Origin of the sequence: Pseudomonas sp. I3-I5, assembly GCF_022699445.1 — a bacterium.
Lineage (GTDB): Bacteria > Pseudomonadota > Gammaproteobacteria > Pseudomonadales > Pseudomonadaceae > Aquipseudomonas > Aquipseudomonas fulva.
In genome coordinates, this window is the sequence record NZ_CP093940.1 from 4,634,442 (window position 1) to 4,656,395 (window position 21,954).

The window sequence follows — 21,954 nt, forward strand, 5'->3', positions numbered from 1 at the left end:
TCAATATTTGTTAGGGGCAGTATTAGCAAAAGCTTATAGTGAAGTTACAAGGTATTGCCGACGAGACGAATAAAATGCGTAAGTCCTTGATGCGTATGACATTGCGCCAGTTGCAGATCTTCAATGAGGTGTGTGACCTTCGCTCCTATAGCCGCGCGGCCGAAGAGATGGCACTCACGCAACCCGCCGTTAGTCTACAGATCCGCCAACTCGAAGAGCTGATTGGCCAGCCGTTGTTCGAATACGTGGGCAAGAAGTTGTACCTCACGGAAGCCGCCGAAGCGCTGCAACGCGCCAGTCACGACATCTTCGGGCGTCTGGAAAGCCTGGATATGCAGTTGTCGGACATGCAGGGGTCTTTGCAAGGGCAGTTGAAGCTGGCGATCGAGTCCAGCGCCAAGTACTTCGTGCCGCATCTGTTCGCGGCATTCAAGCAGCGCCATCCGGAGGTCAACTTGACCTTGACCGTGGTCAACCGGGCACAGGCCATCAGGCGGCTGTCCGATAACCGTGATGACCTGATCATCATGTCCATGGTGCCGCAGGACATGGGGCTGGACTTCCTGCCGTTCCTGAACAACCCGATCATCGCCGTCGCACCGCCCGAGCATGCCCTGTGCAGGCTGCCGCAGCTGCGCCTGCAGGACCTCGAGCCCCACACGCTGCTGGTACGCGAACAAGGCTCAGGCACACGCAAGGCCTGTGAGGAATATTTCAAGGAAAAGCGCGTGCACTTCACGCAAACCCTCGAAGTGGCCTCGGCCGATGCCCAGCGTGAATGCGTGATCGCCGGGCTGGGCATCGCGTTGTTGACCCGCCATGCCGTGAACATGGAGCTGGCCACGAGAAACCTAATCGAACTGCCCGTCGAAGAATTACCGCTGTACCGCAGCTGGTGCGTCGTTCAATCCAAGGCCAAGCGGCAATCGCCGGTCGCACTCGCCTTTCAGGCGTTCATACGCAGCGAGCGGTCACTGATCAGCGCATTGGTCGAGCGATTTTCAGGTCAGTCGGTGCCGCTGTCTGCCAGGCAGTGAGCCCTTCGAAGTCAGGGTAATCGGCGACATCACGCAGGAGCTGCCGTTGGTCACAGTAGCTTTCGATGGCGCGGCGATACGCCATGCGTCGCTGGTCCTTTTCCTGCTGCTTGCGAGCCTTGGCGTTAGGTTGGTAGATACCGTCGTGGTCACGAGCCATTGCCTGATTCCCAGAAAGGATGCGGAAGGCTCAGACTGACCCAGCGGTTTTACCGTTTGGAGGCGCGATGATGACAGCGTCGTGACCGATGATGGCTTCTACTCGAAGAACCGAAGCAGGCCTCAGTCGTCATGAGCCTTGATCGACTTGGGCGACAGTCGCAGGCTACGCAGGCTGCGCTTCACGCTCTTGAGGTGGTTGACCAGGCTTGGCCCGCGCGCCATGGCAACGCCCATGGCCAGCACGTCGATGACCACCAGATGGGCAATGCGCGAGGTCAGGGGCGTATAGATCTCGGTGTCTTCGTGAACGTCAATGGCCAGGTTGACCGTGGACAGTTCGGCCAACGGGGTCTGGCTGGGGCACAGCGTGATCAGATTGGCGCCGCTTTCGCGGACCAGGTTGGCCGTGATCAGCAAGTCCTTCGAACGGCCTGATTGCGAAATGCACACCGCCACATCGCCAGGCTTGAGCGTCACCGCAGACATGGCCTGCATGTGCGGGTCGGAGTACGCCGCCGCGCTGAGCAGCAAACGGAAGAACTTGTGCTGGGCATCTGCTGCCACGGCCCCGGACGCGCCGAAACCATAGAACTCCACACGCTGCGCCTGTGCCATGGCGCTGACGGCCTGCTGCAGCGCCTGTGGGTCAAGGTGCTCGCGTACCTCCATCAGGGTATGCAAGGTCGTGTCGAATATCTTCAGGCTGTAATCGGCGACGGAGTCGTCTTCATGAATAGCGAACTGACCAAAACTGGCCCCGGCGGCCAGGCTCTGCGCCAGTTTCAACTTCAGGTCCTGGAAACCCGAGCACCCGATGGCCCTGCAAAAACGCACAATGGTCGGTTCACTGATGCCGACACTGTGGGCCAGGTCTGCCATCGAGCTGTGCATGACGGCGGCTGGGTCCAGCAGCACATGATCGGCCACTTTCAGTTCCGATTTGCGCAGCAGGTGGCGCGATTGGGCGATATGTTGCAACAGATTCACGGGCTGGACTCGGGTTATGATCGACTGGCCGGGTTGTAGCTTTCTTGTAGTTATACTACATGGACGGCAACCCGCCCAGTTAAACGAACGTGGAGCGTGGTGGTTTGACTATTCCTTGCGACATTCTGGTCTTCGGTGGCACGGGTGACCTGGCCCTGCACAAGTTGCTGCCAGCGCTCTACCACCTGTTTCGCGAAAGCCGTCTGGACCCAGCCGTGCGGATAATCGCCCTGGCCAGACGCCACCTGCTGCGCGATGACTACCTCAAACTTGCAGAGCGACATTGTCGGGCACAAATCGCTCGCCGCGACTTTGACGAAGAAATCTGGCGTCGGTTTTGTGCACGGGTCGACTATTTCGCGATGGATGCGACACAGAGTGCTGATTTCGTTCGGCTGGCGCGCTACCTGGGTGAGCCAGGGGGCCTGATGCGGATCTTCTACCTTGCCACCGCGCCTTCGTTGTTCGCTCCCATTGCAAGTCATCTGCACATCGCCGGTCTCGCCGACAGCGAAGCACGTATCGTGCTGGAAAAGCCGATCGGTCAGTCCTTGTCGTCGGCCACTGCCATCAACGAAGCGATCGGAGCGGTATTTGAAGAGCGACAGGTTTTTCGTATCGACCATTACCTGGGCAAGGAAACCGTACAGAACCTCATGGCGCTGCGGTTCGCCAACGCACTGCTCGAACCCGTCTGGCGCAACGGCCAGGTCGATCACGTCCAGATAAGTGTCGGCGAGACGCTGGGCGTAGAAAACCGTGGCGGCTACTACGATCGTGCAGGCGCAATGCGCGACATGTTGCAAAACCATCTGCTCCAGCTGCTCTGCCTGGTAGCCATGGAACCGCCGGCCCAGTTCGAGGCGGAGGCAGTGCGTGACGAGAAGGTGAAAATACTGCGGGCGCTTCAGCCGATTACTGGGCAAGACGTTCAGGAGAAAACCGTTCGAGGTCAGTACGGTGCCGGGCACATCGGCGGTCAGGAGGTATGCGCGTACTACTTCGAAAAAGACGTCGACAATGACAGCGACACCGAGACCTTTGTCGCCATAGAAGCACACATCGACAACTGGCGCTGGGCCGGGGTGCCGTTCTATTTGCGTACAGGTAAACGCATGGCAAGGCGTTCTTCGCAAATTGTGCTCCAGTTCAAACCCGTTCCGCACGAACTGTTCGAAGGGGGTCAGGTGAACCAGCTACTGATCCAGTTGCAGCCAGACGAGCGGATCAGCCTGCGGATGATGACCAAGACCCCAGGCAAGGGCATGCGCCTGGAGCCGGTCGATCTGGACTTGAACCTGGCCCAGGTTTTCAGCCAGACGCGCCGCTGGGAGGCCTACGAACGCTTGCTGCTGGACGTACTCGAAGGCGATTCGACCTTGTTCATGCGCCGGGATGAAGTAGAAGCTGCCTGGGCGTGGATTGACCCCATCATCGAAGGCTGGGAGGAGCATTTCCAGGCCCCGCGCTCGTATCCTGCCGGGAGCAGTGGCCCGGAGCAGGCCAATAGCCTACTGGCCCGACACGGCAGACACTGGCATGCATGAAGCGTTGCCCAATCGAAGGTTTCCTTGAAAGCAGCGACAGTAGCGATGCGCGTTTGCGCTACTTATCATCAAGGAGGCTCCCATGAGCACACTCAAGAACTTCGTTGCTTACAACCAGACCGCTGGCGGCCAAACGTCCTTCAGGGTTCACGGCGTCGTCACCGTTCCCAGCCCGGCGTACGAACCAGTGCTGGTCGAACCGGTCAGACGCCACCGAGGTGGCTGGGAGGTCCTGGAACTCAAGCTGGTAGACACCGGTGTCATCGCCATGTCAGTGATGACCGAAAAGACCGTTGAGTACGTCCATGAGGGCGCGAGCGGTTTCAAGACGCTGGAAATCATTCACGGAAGTGACAACCTGCGGATCGCCATCGAGGACATTCAAGCGCCCAACTGATGTAGGCGGCCCGGACGCCCAGGATCGAGCCTTGGCTTGACCCGGGCGCGATGGTCGCGATGAACGGCAGGGGATGAAGGTGAACATTTATACAGTAGGTGTTTGCCCCTGGCTCGGCCTCCCCCTAGAATGTCGAGATGAGCACAGATGACCTCTCCCTCCTGCTGAATTCCCTCAATGACGCCCAACGCCAGGCTGTAGCGGCCACGGTCGGGCGTCAACTGGTGCTTGCTGGCGCCGGTTCCGGTAAAACACGTGTGCTGGTGCACCGCATCGCCTGGCTTATCCAGGTGGAGCAGGCATCGCCGCATTCGATCCTGTCGGTGACCTTCACCAACAAGGCTGCTGCGGAAATGCGCCACCGGATCGAGCAACTGTTGGGCATCAACCCTGCAGGAATGTGGGTGGGGACATTCCACGGTCTGGCGCATCGGCTCTTGCGTGCTCACTGGCAGGAAGCGGGGCTTGTGCAGAACTTCCAGATTCTGGACAGCGACGATCAGCAGCGCCTGGTCAAACGGGTGATGCGCGAGTTGGGGCTGGACGAACAGAAGTGGCCGGCACGCCAGGCTCAATGGTTCATCAACGGCCAGAAAGACGAAGGCCTGCGCCCGCAGCACATTCAGCCAGGCGGCGACCTGTTCCTGACCACCATGCGCGACGTCTACACCGCCTATGAGCAGGCCTGCGAGCGCGCGGGTGTCATCGATTTTTCCGAGTTGCTGCTGCGCGCCCTGGATTTGTGGCGCGATCACCCAGGCCTGTTGGCCCACTACCAGCGCCGCTTCCGTCACGTACTGGTCGATGAGTTCCAGGACACCAACGCCGTGCAGTACGCCTGGCTACGTCTGCTGGCCCGCGGTGGTGACAGCCTGATGGCGGTGGGTGATGACGATCAGTCGATCTATGGCTGGCGCGGGGCGAAGATCGAGAACATCCACCAGTACACGGCCGACTTCCCAGATGCCGAGACGATCCGCCTGGAGCAGAACTACCGCTCCACCGGTGGCATCCTCAAGGCTGCCAACGCCCTGATCGCCAATAACAGCGGGCGTTTGGGCAAGGAATTGTGGACCGACATGGGTGAGGGTGAACCCATTACGCTGTACGCCGCCTACAACGAACATGACGAAGCGCGTTATGTGGTCGAGACCATTGAAAGCCTGATCAAGCAAGGCAACGCGCGTGACGAAATGGCTATTCTGTATCGCTCGAACGCCCAGTCGCGGGTGCTTGAGGAAGCCTTGCTGCGCGAGCGGATTCCGTACCGCATCTATGGTGGCCAGCGCTTCTTCGAGCGGGCAGAGATCAAGAATGCCATGGCCTACCTGCGACTGATTGAAGGCCGCGGTAACGATGCCGCGCTGGAGCGCGTGATCAACGTGCCGCCGCGCGGTATTGGCGAGAAAACCGTCGAGGCCATTCGCGAGCATGCACGTCACAGCCAGGTATCGATGTGGCAGGCGATGTGCCAGCTGATCGCAGCAAAGGCGCTCAAGGGCCGGGCTGCCAGCGCCCTGGGTGCATTCATCGAGCTGATCGACGGGCTTGCAGCCAAAGTCGAAGACATGCCGCTGCATACCATGACGCAAACCACCCTCGAACAATCCGGGCTGATCATCTATCACCAGGAAGAAAAAGGTGAAAAGGGTCAGGCACGGGTGGAAAACCTTGAGGAACTGGTTAGCGCAGCGCGCAACTTCGAATCGACCGAAGAAGACGCCGACCTCTCCCCACTGTCCGCCTTCCTGGGTCACGCTTCGCTAGAAGCCGGCGATACGCAGGCTGACGAGCACGAGGACAGTGTGCAGCTAATGACCTTGCACAGTGCCAAAGGCCTGGAGTTCCCCTACGTGTTCCTGGTGGGCATGGAGGAAGGCCTGTTCCCGCACAAGATGAGCCTGGAGGAGCCAGGTCGTCTTGAAGAAGAACGTCGCCTGGCCTACGTGGGCATCACCCGCGCCATGCGTCAGCTGGTCATGACCTATGCCGAGACAAGACGGCTGTACGGTAGTGAAACCTACAACAAGGTATCTCGCTTCGTACGCGAGATTCCTGCTGGTCTGGTGCAGGAGGTACGTCTGTCGAACAGCGTCAGCCGCCCGTTCGGCACCCCGAAGACCGCCCTCAACAGCCACCTGTTTGCCAATGCGGATATTCCCGAAACCGCATTCAGCCTTGGCCAGCGTGTACAGCATTCCGTTTTCGGTGAAGGGGTCATCCTGAATTTCGAAGGCTCCGGGGCCCAGGCACGTGTACAGGTCAATTTTGCCGAAGGCAGCAAGTGGTTGATGATGGGCTACGCCAAGCTTGAAGCCATCTGAAGGCAAGCATCGGCCCAGGGGCGCACCCAGGTTTGAACGCCTGCGCCGTTGCTTGCTCAAATAGGTCATACCAAGCAAAAGCTCGAAACATTATGTCGCTGGTCATATGCCTTGGAACATGTGCACCATGACGCGCGTGCAATCCACAACAGGGGATATCCCATTTATGCAACGTTTTCTTAGCATCGCACTGGCGCTCTGCGTCGGCCTGACGCTGAGCCTGGACGCCAACGCCAAGCGATTCGGCGGCGGCAAGAGCGCTGGCTCCGCGCCCATTCACCAGACCCGTCAAGCTACGCCGAACACGCCTGCCGCCGCGCCGACCGCTCCTGGCCGCGCACCGGCCGCCGCCAGCGGTGCTTCGCGCTGGTTGGGCCCTCTGGCGGGCTTGGCCGCCGGTGGTCTGCTGGCATCCATGTTCATGGGTGACGGCTTCGAAGGCTTCCAGATCATGGACTTCCTGATCATCGCGCTCATCGCCTTCCTGGTGTTCCGCTTCATCGCCGCACGGCGACGTCAGCAGCAGCCACACATGGCCATGCCTGGCAATGCCCCCATGCAGCGTGAAGCACAGGGTCAGCCTGCACAGCCAAACATTTTCGGCGGTTCGACTGCGCCGGCGGCAGCGCCATCGCCTGTCATCAACGCGCCAGCCTGGTTCAATGAACAAAGCTTCCTGGCAGCTGCCCGCAATCACTTCCAGTCGCTGCAGCAGCACTGGGACGCCAATGAAATGGACAAGATCGCCGAGTTCGTGACCCCGCAGATGCTCGAGTTCCTCAAGCGCGAGCGTGCCGAGCTGGGTGATGGCTTCCAGTCCACCTACATCGACAACCTCGATGTACAGCTGGACGGCGTCGATGAGCGTGACGACCGTACTGACGCTACTCTCACCTTCCGCGGCGTATCGAAGAACTCGCGCTTCGACCAAGGTGAACAGTTCAGCGAAAGCTGGCACATGGTACGTGCCAAGGGCGAAAACCAGCCTTGGCTGGTCGCGGGTATCCGTCAAAACGGTTAATCCGGTCCAAAAACCACGGGCGTATCCGTAAGCTATTACTTTTGGGGCTGCTCTGCAGCCCATCGCGGCAAAAGGCCGCTCCTGTAAGGTCTCGTGATGCCGTCAATTCGGGTGCCACGCGGTCAATGTAGGAGCGGCCTTGTGCCGCGATGGGCCGTAAAGCGGCCCCAACCATTTCAAGTGAACAGCATTCCGGGCCTACCGGGGTTTTTGCTTTTGCCATAGCGCACTACTAGGGTATAACCCGCAGCGTTGTCATCTAGGTCAGAGGAAGTGAATCGTGGAAGAAGTGATTGAACAACTCCGTGAAGCCAACGAGCCAGTACCGGTCCCCCTTGAGCTTCCAGACGAGGATCAGTTGGTTGAAATCGAAGAGCAGCTGTTCATCAACATTCCGTTCGTGTTCAAGGAGTTCCTGCTGAACGTCAGCGATGTGGTCTATGGCTCGCTGGAACCTGTCACGGTGACTGACCCTCAGTCACACACCTACCTCCCGGACGTTGCTGCAAATGCCTGGGACGCCGGGGTGCCTCGGGAACTGATTCCGCTGTGCCAGGATGGCGACAATTACTATTGCGTCGAGGAAGATGGCACCGTGGTGCTGTGGGATGCCGATGAGGAACTCGTCGGTGAGGACAGCTGGGAATCGGTTTGGCATTGGGCACGGGACGTGTGGCTAGAGAGCTGATCAGCCTCACCCCCACCTCGGTCGAAGTACCTTGCGGGCCGTGATTACGGCCCGTCTGCAGCAGACGCCACTGGGGTCAGTGGCCGTTGTCCCGATTGTTCTCCAGCGTTTCGAGTAACGCAATCTGCATGCGTGTATGCACCCGGATGAACCAACGCCATAACAAAGCGACCACCACCGCTGCCACGATGGCAATGATCAGCAATAGCTCGTTGGTGGGTAGAATGCTCGCCGACAACGCCGACAGCAGCAAAAAGATCACTAGCAGCGAAATCAGCGGAATGACTTCAGCAATCACGCGCCGTACGCGCTGAGTATGGCGCCCAGCCATTTCAGGCTTGACGCCCATTTCGGCCAGCAGCATCGATAGCGCTTTGAGTTTGCGGTAAGCCGCGATCAGAAAAGGTAGCGAAAGCAGTAATGCAGCCCCCCAGATCACCGCCTTCTGCTGGCTCACATCGCTGATCCACTGGCTGAGCCAAGTGCCAAGCCGCCCTGCGAAGTAACCGCCGCTGAAGAATATGGCGATGACCAACGCCAGGTTCACGCCGACCTGCAACAATATGCGCCGTATCATCGCCGCCACCAGGGCACTCTGGCCCTGAGGCTGGATGTTGCGCAGCCACTCCCCATACAAGGACAGCACGCGAGCCAGCCGCCCAGGCACTACGTTACCCAGTTTTATCGACAGCGGATCAGCGGCACGAATCAGATACGGTGTCAGTAGCGTGGTAATGGCCGAGACGGCGACCGCCACCGGGTAGAGGAAGTCGCTGGTGACCTGCAGGGTCATCCCTAAGGCCGCAATGATGAATGAAAACTCGCCGATCTGAGACAGGCCCATACCCACCCGCAACGAGGTGCGCCCGTCGTTTCCCGCGATGAAAGCGCCCATGCCACAGGACAGCATCTTGCCCAGTACAACGGCCAAGGTAATGACCACAATCGGCCAAGCGTAGTCGACCAATACCTGCGGATCGATCATCAAGCCAATTGCGACGAAGAATATGGCGCTGAACAAATCCCTGACAGGTTCGATCAGACGCTCGATTTTCAACAACTGCCGCGACTCGGCCATGATGGCACCAATCAGGAAAGCCCCCAGGACCATGCTGTATTCGAGTTTCACGACCAGCAGACAGAATCCGAAGCACAGACCCAGCACTGTGATGAGCAGCATCTCGTTACTTTCGAACTTGGCCACATAAGCCAGTACGCGCGGTACCAGAAGAATGCCGATCACCAAGGCAACGATCATGAACAAGGACAGCTTGCCGACGGTTGAAAAGACCTCCCCCGAACTGACGGTGCCGCTGACGGCGATACCCGACAGCAGTGCGATGATGCCGATACCCAGGATGTCTTCGACAATCAACACGCCGAATATCAGCTGTGCAAACCGTTCGTTCTTCATCTTCAGGTCATTGAGGGCCTTGACGATGATCGTGGTCGAGGAAATGGCGAGAATGGCGCCCAGGAACAAGGAGTCCATGGTGTTCCAGCCGAACCAACGCCCAATCTCGAAGCCGATCCAGATCATCAATACGATTTCCAGAAAAGCTGCTATGAAGGCCGTGGCGCCAACTTTGAACAGCTTGCGCAGGCTGAACTCGAGGCCCAGGCAAAACATCAGGAAAATCACGCCAAGCTCGGCGAGCGTTTTGATGGTGTCTTCGTCGTGAATCAGGCCGAAGGGGGGCGTGTGGGGGCCTATGATGAAACCGGCGACGATATAACCGAGCACCACTGGCTGCTTGAGACGGTGAAAAACAATGGTGACCACGCCTGCAACCAGCATGATGACCGCCAGGTCCTGAATGAAGCTGATGGCATGCATGACGTGATTCTCCTTCTCTCGTCTTGGGCTGTGCTAACGGGCAGGTCGCGCCTGCGCCGAGGCGGGCCCAAGCAAGCAGCGAGTACACACTGTATTCATTGAAAGCGTGCCCATGTTGCATGGGCGTACTCAGATTAACATCGCGCCTTCCCATGAACTGTCGATGCAATATGATGAAACAGATCGACTGCTATCAGGCCGTCACTGGCATAAACAGCGTGACGCCTCAAAGCATGGGAGCGTCCCGTTAAACGCAGGCTGTCGCTTCAACAGAACAGAGCGCCTGCTAGCCTTTGGCGCGATTGCGCACACTCTTACCGTGAGCATTTTATGGAACCTGGAAACGCCCAGCTGAGCATGACCGTCTTGATGACACCCGACATGGCGAATTTCTCTGGCAACGTACATGGCGGAACGCTGCTCAAGTACCTCGACGAAGTCGCGTATGCGTGTGCCAGCCGCTATGCAGGCTCCTATGTAGTGACGCTGTCAGTCGACCAGGTCATCTTTCGCGAGCCGGTGCATGTAGGCGAGCTGGTCACTTTCCTGGCGTCGGTAAACTACACCGGCAATACTTCCATGGAGGTCGGTATCAAGGTCGTTACCGAGAACATCCGTGAACGCTCGGTGCGCCATTCCAACAGCTGCTTTTTCACCATGGTGGCCGTGGACGATAATCGACGGCCAGTTTCGGTTCCCCCGCGTCAACCGCAGAGTAGCGAAGAGAAACGCCGATTCCTGCAAGGCCAGCAGCGACGGCAGATTCGCCAGGAACTGGAAAAGCGCTATCAGAACCTGAAAACCGACGGTGTCTAGGCGTTCAACAACCTCGCTTCAAAACGTACGCGCGGGTGGGCGATGCGGTCCTGGGCACGTATCAGCTGCAACTCGTAACTGGCGCAGGCCTGAGTTTCCAGCAGTACTTCATGTACGGCGGAGGCTGCAAACTCGAATGCCTGTTCCCAGCTGTCGCCAAGCAGCACCCGCGCCATGAACAAACCGGAAGTCAGGTCACCCACGCCTACCGGTTGCTTGGGGAAGGCCAGCAGCGGGCGGCGCAAATGCCAGCTGTGTTCGGCCGTCACCAACAGCATCTCGAACTGGTCCTCTGCGCGCCCCGGGTAAGCCAGGTGCTTGACCAGCACAACCTTGGGCCCTTTGAGCAGAAGACTGCGAGCCATGCCTACGCAATCCTCCAGTGATGCCGCGCGCCGGCCACAGAAGCTGTCCAGCTCCAGCTGGTTAGGGCACAGGATGTCAGCCTTTGTGACCGCTTGTTCCAGCAAAAACTGGCTAACCTGTGGCGATACGATGCACCCCTTTTCAGGATGGCCCATGACTGGATCGCACAGGTACAACGCCCTCGGGTTGACGGCCTTTATTCGCGCCACGCCTTCCAGAATCGCGCGCCCCTGCTCGGCACTGCCGAGGTAGCCCGAGAGCACGGCATCACACTCCCCCAGCTCACCGATGTTGGAAATGCCTTCCACCAACGCTGGAATTTGCGTTGGAGCAAGCACGTCTCCGCTCCACTGGCCATACTGAGTGTGATTGGAGAACTGCACCGTGTTGAGCGGCCACACATTGATGCCGATACGCTGCATGGGGAATACCGCAGCGCTGTTGCCGGCGTGGCCGAACACCACATGGGACTGGATGGCGAGCAGGTGCGGGGTACGTTTCATGCGAGTCATTTCCAAAGCTGTTCAAGAATCATGCAACGCGCAGTATGAACGTGATTGCCACCTGTACGACAGGCCAGGGACGCAGTTAAGCTGAATCGATCGGTTTGGAGCCTACGCACATGTTGACCCTGGAGAACCTGTTAGTCCTGATGGTGATGGCCACGGCAGGCGCTTGGCTGTGGCACAACCACGGTCTGCGCGAGAAGGCCTTGGAAAGGGTCAAACAGCATTGCGCAAAGCTTGACCTTCAGTTGCTCGATGACGCCGTCGCGCTCAAACGTATTGCCTTCGTGCATGATGCCAAGGGTCGCAAGCGCCTGGCACGTCTCTATGGCTTCGAATTTACCGTGACAGGGGAGCAACGTCACCCTGGTACCGTGACTCAGTTCGGCGCGCACAGCATGCAGATAGAGCTGGCACCCTACCCCTTCGAAATCAAGACGCCCCCGCGGGCGGACAATGTGATCGAAATGCAGCAGTGGCGCCAGCAACATGACCGTTGGCACAACTGATCAAGGCATGAGGCAGCTCTGCAAGCGGGCTTCCAACTCGTCCACAGGCTGAGGCCTCTCGAAAATCAATTCCAGGCGACTGTCGGCTGTCCATTCACTGGGCTGCCAGGGCGCCAACTTGCCTTCGAGTGCATTGAACGAGCATCTGCCTTGTGCTGTGTGGATAACACCCTTGGCACGCCTCCACTTCAGCGACTTCAATAGCTCATCTATGGCCTGTGGATAAAAGCGCTGGTGGGGGTGCCAACGCCAGCCTATGCTCCACCCATCCTCTCCTTGAACTACCTGGCGTATCGGCTCGCGCCGGTCCGCCCAAAGAGCACGCATGGCCTTCGGCGGATTGTCGACAATCTCTATATCGCTATCAGGGCTGTCAACAATCTTGTTTTGATGGACAGGCAGACTATTCAAAGGAAGCTGACCTTGTGTCGTCCATATCAGCCTTTTCCCTGGGAATTCTTTGTTTATCAACAGCTTGAAATCTTTATCCACAGACTCCGACTTATTGATAACCAGGGTTTCACAGGCTTCCAACGCGGCTGATTGAGCAGTTGGTAACGGCCTGCCACTGCGCAGAGATGCGGGTGTGGTAACGACTATCAACGGCTGAATTGTCAGCACATCAGTCCAAGGCGCTTGGGCCAATTGATCAAGCAATTGAAGGGGATGGCCCAGTCCGGAGGGCTCTATGAACAGTCTGTGCGGCTTGCACTGGCGCAGAAGCCTACCCAGCCCTACCTGGAACGGAACCCCATTGACGCAGCACAGGCAGCCTCCTGCTACTTCGGCGATCGAGATGCCGTTCTGGCTTGTGGTCAAAAGTGCCGCATCCAGCCCTACTGCCCCGAATTCATTGACCAATACGGCCCAGCGTTCGTGGTCAGGCTTTTGCTGTAGCAGGTGATGAATCACCGTCGTTTTGCCGGCCCCCAGCGGGCCAGCAATAACATGGGTGGGAATATTGCGAAGCATGATGGTTCTTCAAGCAGGCGGTTTGCTCAACTATGCGCTGTCAGGCTAGCCAGTCAAGCGTAAGCAACAGTCGCGGTGGACCTGACGGGGAACGATGTACGACGCCTGCGCCTTCATTGCCCTCCCAGCGCTCGCCCTTGAACAAGGCAACGTCACCTGTATTCAGTCGCATCACCTTATCCACAGCAGCATTGCCTGTGGACAACGCAGCTCGCGCCACTGCCTGCTCCGGTAGATATTCACTCCCCGGACCCGCGTAAGTGGTAATTAGCCTCAGTGGAACGTTATCCACATGAAAGCGTGGGCACATCGGACTGGTCAGTGCACGTATGCGCAAACCTACGCGATGCGCTCCAAGCAAACAGCTATAAGCCGAAACCAACCACGTGACATCCGCGACGAAAGCGTCATAGCCGTGGATATCCACAGCCTCGTACAGCAGCCCCTCAATCACTGGGACCTGATGCTCGTCGACCTCGATCACACGCTGGTCTGTTATCGATCCTCCAAGCCCCGCCACAACCTCTGAAAAGTCTTGCAGCTGAGGTGGAAGTTGCCGCTGCCAGACTGCGAGGTTGACACCCTCTTGCAGGACTTCTGCCATTGATTGAGGCGTGTGTCCAAACACCTGGCGGATATCCACAGCCACTGACGTACTCACGCTGCCACCTGTTCGTCCCAGGGGCCGAATGGGTCAGGAAAACGCAGCCAACCCATGGGCTCGAGTGCCATTTCTTCATCCGTCAACAGGCACTGATCAAGGGCTGTGGATAATTTGGCCACGTCCATATTTTGCCCTATGAATACCAATTCCTGCCGGCAGTCGCCAGTATCCGGTAACCAATGTTCGAGAATGGCAGAAACGTTATCCACATCCTCAGGCCACTGTTCACGGGGAACGAAACACCACCAACGACCCGCCAGCCCATGGCGCATCATGCCGCCTGCCTGGGACCAACTGCCCGCTTCTTTATATTTGCTCGCCAACCAGAAGAACCCTTTGGAACGCAGTAACCGGCCATTACTCCAGGGTGTGTGTACAAAGTCATGGAACCGCTGCGGATGAAAAGGCCGGCGTGCGGTCCAGGTAGTGGCTTGGATGCCATATTCTTCTGTTTCCGGTGTATGTTCACCGCGCAGCTCCTTCAGCCAGCCAGGCGCTTGCGCCGCCTGGTCGAAGTCGAACAAGCCAGTATCCAGAATCCTGGCAAGGGGAACCTGACCCATGACCATGGGAATGATCTGGGCTCGGCGGTTCAGGCTCCGGAGGATAGCTGAAAGCTCCTCCCGCTCGGCCTGACTGACCAGATCGATTTTGCTCAACAGCACCACGTCAGCGAACTCTACCTGCTCGATCAGCAAGTCGCTGATCGAACGTTCATCGTCATCCCCCAATGTCTGGCCACTGCTTTCCAGGCTCTCTGCGGCTTGGTAATCCCGCATGAAATTCAAGGCATCCACCACGGTGACCATGGTGTCGAGACGCGCCAGATCCGACAGGCTGCGGCCTTGCTCATCACGAAAGGTAAAGGTTTCAGCCACAGGCAACGGCTCTGAGATACCGGTCGATTCAATCAGCAGGTAATCGAAGCGCCCCGCCTCGGCCAGCCGTGCAACCTCTTCAAGCAGATCTTCACGCAACGTGCAGCAGATGCAGCCATTGCTCATTTCCACCAGCTTTTCTTCGGCGCGGTTAAGGGTGACATTGCGCTGAACTTCGCTGGCGTCAATGTTGATCTCACTCATGTCATTGACGATAACCGCGACACGAAGCGCTTCGCGATTGCGCAGCACATGGTTGAGAAGCGTGCTTTTGCCTGCGCCCAGAAAACCGGAGAGCACAGTGACAGGAAGACGATTGGACATGGCAAAACCTCATCACACAGGCGCATTCGAAACGATGCATTGCATAATGTTATAAAGTAACAATACAATTTAGCCAAGCGGTTCCTGACGAATGCTCGGTGCGGTGAACTGGGAATTGACCAGCTCATTTCACAGCGCAGTACCAACGGCTCTGCCGTTACCTCACACGACCCATCAGCAGTGGACCCAATGTTCCACATACACGCATAGCCTTGGAAATCCCATGTCCCAATTCCAGCCCCAGCTTCCTGACGTCGCTGCACAACACATGAACTCAACCACACCGTTGGACTGGGTAGGAATGTGTGGGATAGCCATGCCAATGCAGATTGGAGGCCGTCAGGTAGCGGCTACAGTGGATGCTGGGGTGAATTTGGTAGATGGCAGCTCACGCGGCATACACATGTCGCGTCTGTACCTAGCGCTTGAAGATCTTGAGCATGAGCCGCTGCGCCCGCTATCGCTGCGTCGCCTTTTGGCGAGTTTTCTCAGCAGCCATGATGGGCAATCATCTGCGGCATATGTGCGCCTGAGCTTCCAACACCTACTCAGGCGGCCTGCGCTGGTTAGTCCTCTGGCTGGGTGGAAAAGCTATGACGTCGAGATCGATGCACGGATCGAACGTGAAATGTTCCACGTGGAACTATCTGTTTTAGTGCCTTATTCGTCTACATGCCCATGCTCGGCAGCGCTCGCTCGACAGCTTATCCAGCAACGGTTCCACGCTCGATTCGGCTCAGGAACTTTGGACAGCGAAGAGGTATTGGCATGGTTGGGGACTTCGGAGGGCATCGTAGCAACGCCTCATAGCCAGAGGAGCATGGCAAAGATAAGCGTTAGGCTCGAGGATAATCATCCTGAGCTTCCCATAACCGAGGTCATAGATGCGGCCGAGCAAGCCTTGGGCACTGCGGTACAAACTGCGGTAAAGCGCGCCGATGAACAAGCATTTGCGTTGGCGAACGGACAGAACCTGATGTTTTGCGAGGACGCAGCGAGACGCTTGTATCAAGCGCTAAGCACTATCGAATGGATTAAAGGGTTCAAGACGCGCGTGGAACATGCTGAAAGTCTGCATGCCCACGACGCCGTAGCAACTGGCCAGTGGCAGTGGAACATCACGTCCGAGGCTTGACCGTACCGCAATCATTGCCCAGCCATACCGCACGTGTATTCATGCTGCCCTGCTGCTGAACACCCGACGCATTGAACGTGCCACTCACTTGGGTGGTGAACTCCTTGTCACTCAGGAAGGTGGCCTGGCCATTACCCTGGGCTTTGGGGCAGCTGAATTGAAACTTCCAAACGTTACCGGTGCGGTCAGTGATCTTCTGAGTGCAGCCGGACTTTGGATCCTGCAGCGGAATGTCGTTGGTTGCCACCTGCTGAGGGGTGAGGCAGGAGCGCACCCCTTTACCACCTACAGTGACACCTTGCTTGGCAAGCATGCCTTCCATCATCGCCCGTTGATCGGGCGGTAGGTTCTTCAACTGGCTGAGCATGAAATCCATATCAGGTAGCGGCTTACCGTCGACCTGCATATTGCTAGTGGTCAGCTCCCACAAGCCGGGTTGAAGCATCTGGGCCTGGGCTGTGACGCTGCCTGCGCACAAGGCCAGCGCCAGCAACGGCATACGAATTTTCATGGAAATCACACTCCTGGAAATGTCGGTCATCCCGACGATGTTTGGGTTAGACGTTGAAACGAACCGCTTGTTGCAGGCGAACCACGTTCGTGTTCTGTTACCTAAGGTGTATTCAACGAGCAGGATGCATATGGATTACCACAGCCCCCTTTTTTTTGGCTACCTACTCGGCGTGATTCATCTGCTGGGTATTATCGCCGCGCTGCATGCGTTGTTCACAGTCCGTACTGCTCAAGGCGCCATTGCCTGGGCAATGCCACTTTTTTTCATTCCCTACCTGACGCTTATCCCCTACCTGATATTCGGTGCGCGCTCTTTCAATGCCTACATCAAGGCCAGGCGCCAAGCCAATCAGGAAATGCATGTCGCCATGGCCAGTTTGAATTGGCGCCCATGGGTCGAAGAAGCGCTGGCCGCGCGCGCATCGGACAGCTACGCCGCTTTGCGCGCCATGCCCAAACTCAGTCGAATGCCATGTCTGGCCAATAATCAGGTCGAGCTGTTGATTGATGGCAAGCGCACGTTCGAGGCGGTTTTCGAAGCCATCGATAAAGCGACACGCGTCGTACTGGTGCAGTTTTTCATCATCCATGACGATGCACTTGGGCGAGCCTTGCAACAATTGCTGCTGCGCAAGGCGGCCGAAGGCGTTCAGGTATTTGTATTGTATGACGGTGTCGGCAGCCATTCCCTGCCCCGCCACTACAGCCAGCAGCTTCGTGCGGGAGGTGTGCAAATACATGCATTCGCTACCCGTCGGGGCCTGTTCAATCGCCTTCAAGTCAACTTCCGCAATCACCGCAAGATCGTCGTGGTAGATGGGTTGGTCGGCTTTGTAGGTGGTCACAATGTCGGCGACGAGTACCTGGGGGCCAACCCCAAGCTTTCACCCTGGCGAGATACACACGTGCAAATCAGCGGGCCAGTGCTAGCGTGCCTACAGGAATCGTTCGCTGAAGATTGGTACTGGGTAACCCGGCAGTTGCCTCCCCTGATCCTCCAGGACACCTATCCCGATGACGGTGTGCTGTGCCAGGCATTGGCCAGCGGCCCTGCAGACTCCAAGGAAACCTGCTCGCTGTTCTTTCTAGAGGCAATCCACTCGGCCAAGCATCGAGTCTGGATAACCAGCCCGTATTTCGTGCCCGATGAAGCGGTATTCGCCGCCCTGCGTTTGGCGGCACTACGCGGTGTAGATGTGCGGGTCCTGATCCCGTCTCGCCCGGACCACAAGATCGTATACGCCGCCTCCAGCCTGTTCGCATTCGAAGCGGTGCGCGCCGGTGTTCGCATGTTCCGTTATCAACCTGGGTTCCTGCACCAGAAGGTCGTGTTGGTGGATGACGACATAAGTGCTGTCGGCAGCGCCAATCTCGATAATCGATCGTTCCGTCTCAACTTCGAGATCACGTTGCTCACCATCGACAAGGCATTCGCCGATACGGTCGAACGCATGCTCAACAAAGACTTTGCCAACGCGCGGGAGATTACGGTCGAGGAAACAGAGGCCACCCATCGGTTACAGCAAGTGGGCATGCGCATCGCAAGGTTGATTTCACCGGTATTGTAAAGCGCGCCAAGGGGCGACCTCACTCTTGAAGTGAGGTCGGTCACGCTTGGCACACGTTTGGTAGGCGCTAGCGGTAAAGGTGCTCACGCGTCCAAGGTAGGTCATGGTGGCCATCCGCGTAGGGTTTGACCGCCAATATCTGATGCAGGTTGATCCAGCCTTTCTCGAACGCGTACGCGCAACCTGCCAAATAAAGGCGCCAGATACGCAATGTTTTTTCAGGGACCAGCGCAGCTGCATTGTGCAGTTGGTTTTCCAGGTTCTCGCTCCAGTGATGCAGGGTCTTGGCGTAATGCATGCGCAAGCTTTCCACATCCACCACTTCCAACCCTGCCTCACAGACAGCGGCGCTGATCATCGACAAGTGGGGCAGCTCGCCGTGGGGGAACACATAACGGTCAATGAACTCTCCAGCCCCCCGACCCACCGGGCGGCCATCCACATGCTTGGCCGTGATGCCATGGTTCATGACGAGGCCGCCTTCGCGCACTGCGCCGAACAGCGTCTTGCAATACAAAGGTAGATTGGCATGACCCACATGCTCGAACATGCCCACGCTGACGACCTTATCGAAGCGCCCGTCTTGTGGCAGGTCACGGTAATCAAGAATCTGCAGGTCTACGCTGTCGGACAGGCCCTCGGCCTCCACCCGTTCCCTGCCCAGCTTGAGCTGCTCTTTGCTCAACGTGATACCGAACACGTGCGCCCCATATTCACGTGCCGCAAAGCGCGCCAGACCGCCCCACCCACACCCCACATCCAGCAAGTAGTCACCAGCAGCCAAGCGCAGCTTGCGGCACAGATGATCAAACTTGTCTTGCTGGGCCTGTTGCAGCGTATTGTCCGGCTCACGGAAATAGGCGCAGGAATAAACCATGTCCTGGTCCAGCCATAACCGGTAAAAGTCGTTGGACACATCGTAGTGGTAGGAAATGGCTTCGGCATCGGTTCGCTTGTCATGCGCCAGACGCTGGGGAGCATGATCGCTATCATCGGGTAGCAGTGCTTCGCTGAGTTCATCGCAGACACGGATGGCCTCACCGATGTCGCCTTCGAGTTCGAGCTTGCCTTCCACGAAAGCAGTACCCAACTCATCCATGCTTGGATGGGTGAGTTGGGAGATGAGCTGAGGCTCCTTGACCAGGATGGTCACTTGCGGGCTGGGGCCCAGGTCGAAATGGTTGCCGTCCCACAATTTGAGACGCAACGGCAGGTGTAGACTCTGCAAAGCCGGCGGAAGCTGAGCAAGCATGTAACCCTTCCTTCCCATGTACGGGGCAAGACCCAAGACATTTCGAAAGCCACCGGTTCAGCGTAGACCATCTGTAGGAGCTGTCTGTAAAACGAAAGTTTAAGCCGAGGTCTACAGCTTCAGATTCAGGGAAACGAATGCCGACCGACCAGGTGCTGGCGAAAACATCGCCTGGTCGTCACCGCCCCAGAAGAAGTTGTCGTACCAGACGTATTCGTATTTGCGGTCCAGCAGGTTCTTGACCTGCACATCGACGCTGGCAGCGGACGTGATGCGGTAGCTGACGCTGGCGTCCGCAACGACAAACCCACCGTATTTGCCTTGCTCATTGAGCTCGTCGATGTAGTAGCTCCCTTGCGCCCTGCCCTGCAGACCGAACTTCCAGTCATCGTTATAACGATAATCGACGCCCACGGTGCTCACGTACCGAGGCGTGGAGAACACTTCCTTACCCGAGAGTGATTGCCCTGCGGCAGAAAACGCTTTGACCACCTTTGCTTCCTGGATGGCGTGGGAGGCATAGACAGTCCACTGATCGTCCAGTTGAGCATTGATCTGCAAATCCACGCCGCGACGGCGCGTTTCACCCAACCCGACCGTGGTGCCGGTGCTGGGCATGTTTGCCACTTCATCGGTAGCATCCTGCTGCCAGATCGCCACTCGCGCTTGGGCGCCCTCGAACGGTCTGAACTTCATACCGACCTCTTTGCCTGTGTTGATCGACGGGTCGTATGAAGGCTGCCCAGGGGTCAAGTAGGCGGGCTCGGTCGAGCCGGTGAGTATCTGGAAGGTACGCCCCCAATTGGCGTAAACGTCGACATCGGGGGTAACGCTATAGATCACGCTCAGCTTGGGCTGTCGGATCCAGCCGTAGTCTTGCAGCGAGCCTTTGACGCCACCCAAGAGCTGCGTACTACCGGTGAACTGGTCCACCCGCATGGCCGGGATGATCTTCAGTGACTCGATGGGCTGGATAACGGCCTGAACATAGGCACCGGTGTTGCGCAGGGTATAGCGATCGTCATTCTGCACGCGGGCCGGTACGGTATCGAAGTGGGTCGGAACGCTGAAGCTGTAGCGCTGGCGACGGTAGGTATTGTCCTGCTCTTCGTAGTTGACGCCGCCATCGAGGGTGAGGTGCTCGTTAACGCGCCATGTCAGGTTATTGAGGATGCCCGTCTGCTGTTCGTCCCATTGCCGACGCTGACGGGGCGCATTACCTGGGCGATAGTCCGTGAAGGTAACGGTGCGATCATCGTTGTAGCCGTTGTAATACAGCTTGCTGCTAAGGCTCAAGTCATCATTGAGCTGCCAATCCGCGTGCAGGCTGAGGTGCTTCATGTCGCGGTCATCACCGTCATTAGCGTTCTTGGCCGGTGATTGTGTACGGCTGGCGTGCATCTGGTCACGGGTGAGAAACCCGGACTCCTGGGCCTGGTGATGGTACAAGCGCGCGATCAGCCCAATGCGGAAATTCTGCTCGTCGTTGCTGACGAACCACTTACCCCCCAGTGCGTATTTGTTCGAGTTGCTGTGATCGCGGTAGCCGTTGCTGTCCTGCTTGGCAAGGATGTAGTTCTGGGCAAAATTCCCCTCCTCATGCCCGACCGCCAACTGCACTTCACGGGTGTCGAAGCTGCCATAGGTCAGCCGGCTATCGACATAGTTGCCGCCTTGGCGCGTGGCGAAATTGATGTTGCCCGCAATGTTGTGCAACCCGTAACGAGGGTCGTTCGTGCCCCGGACCACTTCGATGTAGTCGATGTCCAGGGGAAAGATCATGTCGATGAAGCGCTGGTTACCGCTGTTGACGTTGCTCGGGATGCCATCGATCAATGTCTTGATACCGTTGATGTAGCCTTCGCCGTTGAAAGCGCGGAACGTAACCTTGCCCGATTCGGCCCCCTGCCCTGTTTCGGTGAGCTGAATGCCCGGCATCTGGCCCAACAGTTGCCAGCTGTTCATGACGTTCTTGTCCTCTACCTGATCACCGCCCAGCACATCGACCGACGTGAGCACGTTCTCGGTGCTCAGGGCCACCTTGGCGTCCTGCGTAATGTTCACGGCGCCAAGGGTGATCGTGGAGCTGCCTGTTTGGTCGGCGAACAGTTCAGGGGTAACCATTACCGTGAACATGGCAAGGGAGGCCGGGGTGACTCGCATGGGTGCTCCTAGGTGAGTAGACAGGGGTGGGATCAGGTGCGCAAAGCTCGGGAAAATCATGCAGAGCTATTAACACGTTATATCATAACTAATTAAACGTTATGATATATCAACTCAATTCCAACCGCCCAATGTTCAACGCACCCAGATTCGAGATAGGCCTTAGGGGTTGTTAGGTGAAGGGTTCAGCCGCATCCAACCCTGAAGCACAACCGTATAAAAATCATCGATAAAAAAACCCCCGTGATACGGGGGTCTTAGCTGCGGGTTGATCCGATGATCACCTGC

The 21,954-nt window shown here is 57.6% G+C and carries 20 protein-coding genes; 10 read left to right on the forward strand and 10 right to left on the reverse strand.

The annotated features are described in order from the left end of the window. Positions 1 to 74 precede the first annotated feature (74 nt). Complete coding sequence (locus MOP87_RS20830; protein ID WP_027913330.1) at positions 75 to 1,037, forward strand: LysR family transcriptional regulator; 963 nt, start codon at positions 75 to 77, stop codon at positions 1,035 to 1,037. Here the strand turns inward: MOP87_RS20830 and MOP87_RS20835 are convergent. Beyond that, on the reverse strand, positions 979 to 1,197 hold the full coding sequence (locus tag MOP87_RS20835; RefSeq protein ID WP_080992801.1) for a hypothetical protein: 219 nt from the start codon (positions 1,195 to 1,197) through the stop codon (positions 979 to 981). The two genes, MOP87_RS20830 and MOP87_RS20835, sit on opposite strands and share 59 nt — an antisense overlap. Before the next feature lie 122 nt (positions 1,198 to 1,319). Further along, positions 1,320 to 2,186, reverse strand: a complete 867-nt coding sequence (gene hexR / locus MOP87_RS20840; protein WP_023532857.1) for a transcriptional regulator HexR — start codon at positions 2,184 to 2,186, stop codon at positions 1,320 to 1,322. 104 nt (positions 2,187 to 2,290) lie between these two features. On the opposite strand from hexR, the gene zwf reads away from it, so the two are divergent. From zwf to MOP87_RS20865, 5 genes are all read left to right on the forward strand, one after another. Beyond that, positions 2,291 to 3,733 carry a glucose-6-phosphate dehydrogenase gene (gene zwf, locus MOP87_RS20845; RefSeq protein ID WP_027913329.1) on the forward strand — a complete coding sequence of 481 codons (1,443 nt, stop codon included), beginning with the start codon at positions 2,291 to 2,293 and terminating at the stop codon, positions 3,731 to 3,733. A gap of 82 nt (positions 3,734 to 3,815) precedes the next feature. Beyond that, the gene (locus MOP87_RS20850; protein WP_027913328.1) at positions 3,816 to 4,130 is read left to right on the forward strand and encodes a hypothetical protein; all 315 of its coding nucleotides are present in this window, start codon (positions 3,816 to 3,818) and stop codon (positions 4,128 to 4,130) included. 137 nt (positions 4,131 to 4,267) lie between these two features. After that, entirely contained in the window at positions 4,268 to 6,454 is a 2,187-nt protein-coding gene (gene uvrD, locus MOP87_RS20855) for a DNA helicase II (protein WP_059183518.1), read from the forward strand. Positions 6,455 to 6,620: 166 nt separating this feature from the next. Next, the gene (locus MOP87_RS20860; RefSeq protein ID WP_027913326.1) at positions 6,621 to 7,475 is read left to right on the forward strand and encodes a Tim44 domain-containing protein; all 855 of its coding nucleotides are present in this window, start codon (positions 6,621 to 6,623) and stop codon (positions 7,473 to 7,475) included. 280 nt (positions 7,476 to 7,755) lie between these two features. Beyond that, positions 7,756 to 8,163 carry an SMI1/KNR4 family protein gene (locus MOP87_RS20865; RefSeq protein ID WP_023532298.1) on the forward strand — a complete coding sequence of 136 codons (408 nt, stop codon included), beginning with the start codon at positions 7,756 to 7,758 and terminating at the stop codon, positions 8,161 to 8,163. Positions 8,164 to 8,239: 76 nt separating this feature from the next. On the opposite strand, the gene MOP87_RS20870 is transcribed toward MOP87_RS20865, so the two are convergent. Then, a complete protein-coding gene (locus MOP87_RS20870) occupies positions 8,240 to 10,000 on the reverse strand; it encodes a cation:proton antiporter (RefSeq protein ID WP_028686796.1) in 1,761 nt (586 codons plus the stop codon). Positions 10,001 to 10,330: 330 nt separating this feature from the next. Between MOP87_RS20870 and MOP87_RS20875 the strand changes: the two genes are divergently transcribed. Beyond that, the gene (locus tag MOP87_RS20875) at positions 10,331 to 10,816 is read left to right on the forward strand and encodes an acyl-CoA thioesterase (protein ID WP_023532667.1); all 486 of its coding nucleotides are present in this window, start codon (positions 10,331 to 10,333) and stop codon (positions 10,814 to 10,816) included. Here MOP87_RS20875 and pdxY read toward each other — a convergent pair. Continuing rightward, positions 10,813 to 11,685 carry a pyridoxal kinase PdxY gene (gene pdxY, locus MOP87_RS20880; protein WP_049695278.1) on the reverse strand — a complete coding sequence of 291 codons (873 nt, stop codon included), beginning with the start codon at positions 11,683 to 11,685 and terminating at the stop codon, positions 10,813 to 10,815. The genes MOP87_RS20875 and pdxY overlap by 4 nt on opposite strands. Positions 11,686 to 11,804: 119 nt before the next feature. On the opposite strand from pdxY, the gene MOP87_RS20885 reads away from it, so the two are divergent. Continuing rightward, complete coding sequence (locus MOP87_RS20885; RefSeq protein WP_110606333.1) at positions 11,805 to 12,197, forward strand: DUF3301 domain-containing protein; 393 nt, start codon at positions 11,805 to 11,807, stop codon at positions 12,195 to 12,197. Here MOP87_RS20885 and MOP87_RS20890 read toward each other — a convergent pair whose 3' ends face one another. From MOP87_RS20890 to zigA, 3 genes are read right to left on the reverse strand one after another with little or no spacing between them, the layout of a single operon-like run. Further along, on the reverse strand, positions 12,198 to 13,169 hold the full coding sequence (locus tag MOP87_RS20890; RefSeq protein ID WP_110606332.1) for a CobW family GTP-binding protein: 972 nt from the start codon (positions 13,167 to 13,169) through the stop codon (positions 12,198 to 12,200). Between the two features lie 40 nt (positions 13,170 to 13,209). Further along, on the reverse strand, positions 13,210 to 13,773 hold the full coding sequence (locus MOP87_RS20895; protein WP_042139011.1) for a DUF1826 domain-containing protein: 564 nt from the start codon (positions 13,771 to 13,773) through the stop codon (positions 13,210 to 13,212). Between the two features lie 53 nt (positions 13,774 to 13,826). Continuing rightward, positions 13,827 to 15,035 (reverse strand): zinc metallochaperone GTPase ZigA, encoded by a 1,209-nt coding sequence (zigA, locus tag MOP87_RS20900; RefSeq protein WP_110606331.1) that lies wholly within the window; start codon positions 15,033 to 15,035, stop codon positions 13,827 to 13,829. A gap of 223 nt (positions 15,036 to 15,258) precedes the next feature. On the opposite strand from zigA, the gene folE2 reads away from it, so the two are divergent. Further along, a complete protein-coding gene (folE2, locus tag MOP87_RS20905; protein WP_110606330.1) occupies positions 15,259 to 16,170 on the forward strand; it encodes a GTP cyclohydrolase FolE2 in 912 nt (303 codons plus the stop codon). Here folE2 and MOP87_RS20910 read toward each other — a convergent pair. Then, the gene (locus tag MOP87_RS20910) at positions 16,154 to 16,681 is read right to left on the reverse strand and encodes a DUF3617 domain-containing protein (RefSeq protein ID WP_027913319.1); all 528 of its coding nucleotides are present in this window, start codon (positions 16,679 to 16,681) and stop codon (positions 16,154 to 16,156) included. The two genes, folE2 and MOP87_RS20910, sit on opposite strands and share 17 nt — an antisense overlap. Before the next feature lie 130 nt (positions 16,682 to 16,811). Between MOP87_RS20910 and cls the strand changes: the two genes are divergently transcribed. Beyond that, the gene (cls, locus tag MOP87_RS20915; protein ID WP_028686803.1) at positions 16,812 to 18,251 is read left to right on the forward strand and encodes a cardiolipin synthase; all 1,440 of its coding nucleotides are present in this window, start codon (positions 16,812 to 16,814) and stop codon (positions 18,249 to 18,251) included. Positions 18,252 to 18,318: 67 nt separating this feature from the next. Here cls and cfaB read toward each other — a convergent pair whose 3' ends face one another. Next, positions 18,319 to 19,503, reverse strand: a complete 1,185-nt coding sequence (gene cfaB, locus MOP87_RS20920; protein ID WP_111475537.1) for a C17 cyclopropane fatty acid synthase CfaB — start codon at positions 19,501 to 19,503, stop codon at positions 18,319 to 18,321. Between the two features lie 111 nt (positions 19,504 to 19,614). Beyond that, positions 19,615 to 21,666, reverse strand: a complete 2,052-nt coding sequence (locus MOP87_RS20925) for a TonB-dependent receptor (RefSeq protein WP_242809955.1) — start codon at positions 21,664 to 21,666, stop codon at positions 19,615 to 19,617. Positions 21,667 to 21,954 lie beyond the last annotated feature (288 nt).

Bases quoted from the DNA above. Each gene is read 5' to 3' on its own strand.
- MOP87_RS20830 (WP_027913330.1), top strand. From the start codon at position 75: ATGCGTAAGTCCTTGATGCGTATGACATTGCGCCAGTTGCAGATCTTC.
- MOP87_RS20835 (WP_080992801.1), bottom strand. From the start codon at position 1,197: ATGGCTCGTGACCACGACGGTATCTACCAACCTAACGCCAAGGCTCGC.
- MOP87_RS20850 (WP_027913328.1), top strand. From the start codon at position 3,816: ATGAGCACACTCAAGAACTTCGTTGCTTACAACCAGACCGCTGGCGGC.
- uvrD (WP_059183518.1), top strand. From the start codon at position 4,268: ATGAGCACAGATGACCTCTCCCTCCTGCTGAATTCCCTCAATGACGCC.
- MOP87_RS20860 (WP_027913326.1), top strand. From the start codon at position 6,621: ATGCAACGTTTTCTTAGCATCGCACTGGCGCTCTGCGTCGGCCTGACG.
- MOP87_RS20870 (WP_028686796.1), bottom strand. From the start codon at position 10,000: ATGCATGCCATCAGCTTCATTCAGGACCTGGCGGTCATCATGCTGGTT.
- MOP87_RS20875 (WP_023532667.1), top strand. From the start codon at position 10,331: ATGGAACCTGGAAACGCCCAGCTGAGCATGACCGTCTTGATGACACCC.
- pdxY (WP_049695278.1), bottom strand. From the start codon at position 11,685: ATGAAACGTACCCCGCACCTGCTCGCCATCCAGTCCCATGTGGTGTTC.
- MOP87_RS20885 (WP_110606333.1), top strand. From the start codon at position 11,805: ATGTTGACCCTGGAGAACCTGTTAGTCCTGATGGTGATGGCCACGGCA.
- MOP87_RS20890 (WP_110606332.1), bottom strand. From the start codon at position 13,169: ATGCTTCGCAATATTCCCACCCATGTTATTGCTGGCCCGCTGGGGGCC.
- MOP87_RS20895 (WP_042139011.1), bottom strand. From the start codon at position 13,773: ATGGCAGAAGTCCTGCAAGAGGGTGTCAACCTCGCAGTCTGGCAGCGG.
- zigA (WP_110606331.1), bottom strand. From the start codon at position 15,035: ATGTCCAATCGTCTTCCTGTCACTGTGCTCTCCGGTTTTCTGGGCGCA.
- folE2 (WP_110606330.1), top strand. From the start codon at position 15,259: ATGTCCCAATTCCAGCCCCAGCTTCCTGACGTCGCTGCACAACACATG.
- MOP87_RS20910 (WP_027913319.1), bottom strand. From the start codon at position 16,681: ATGAAAATTCGTATGCCGTTGCTGGCGCTGGCCTTGTGCGCAGGCAGC.
- cls (WP_028686803.1), top strand. From the start codon at position 16,812: ATGGATTACCACAGCCCCCTTTTTTTTGGCTACCTACTCGGCGTGATT.
- cfaB (WP_111475537.1), bottom strand. From the start codon at position 19,503: ATGCTTGCTCAGCTTCCGCCGGCTTTGCAGAGTCTACACCTGCCGTTG.
- MOP87_RS20925 (WP_242809955.1), bottom strand. From the start codon at position 21,666: ATGCGAGTCACCCCGGCCTCCCTTGCCATGTTCACGGTAATGGTTACC.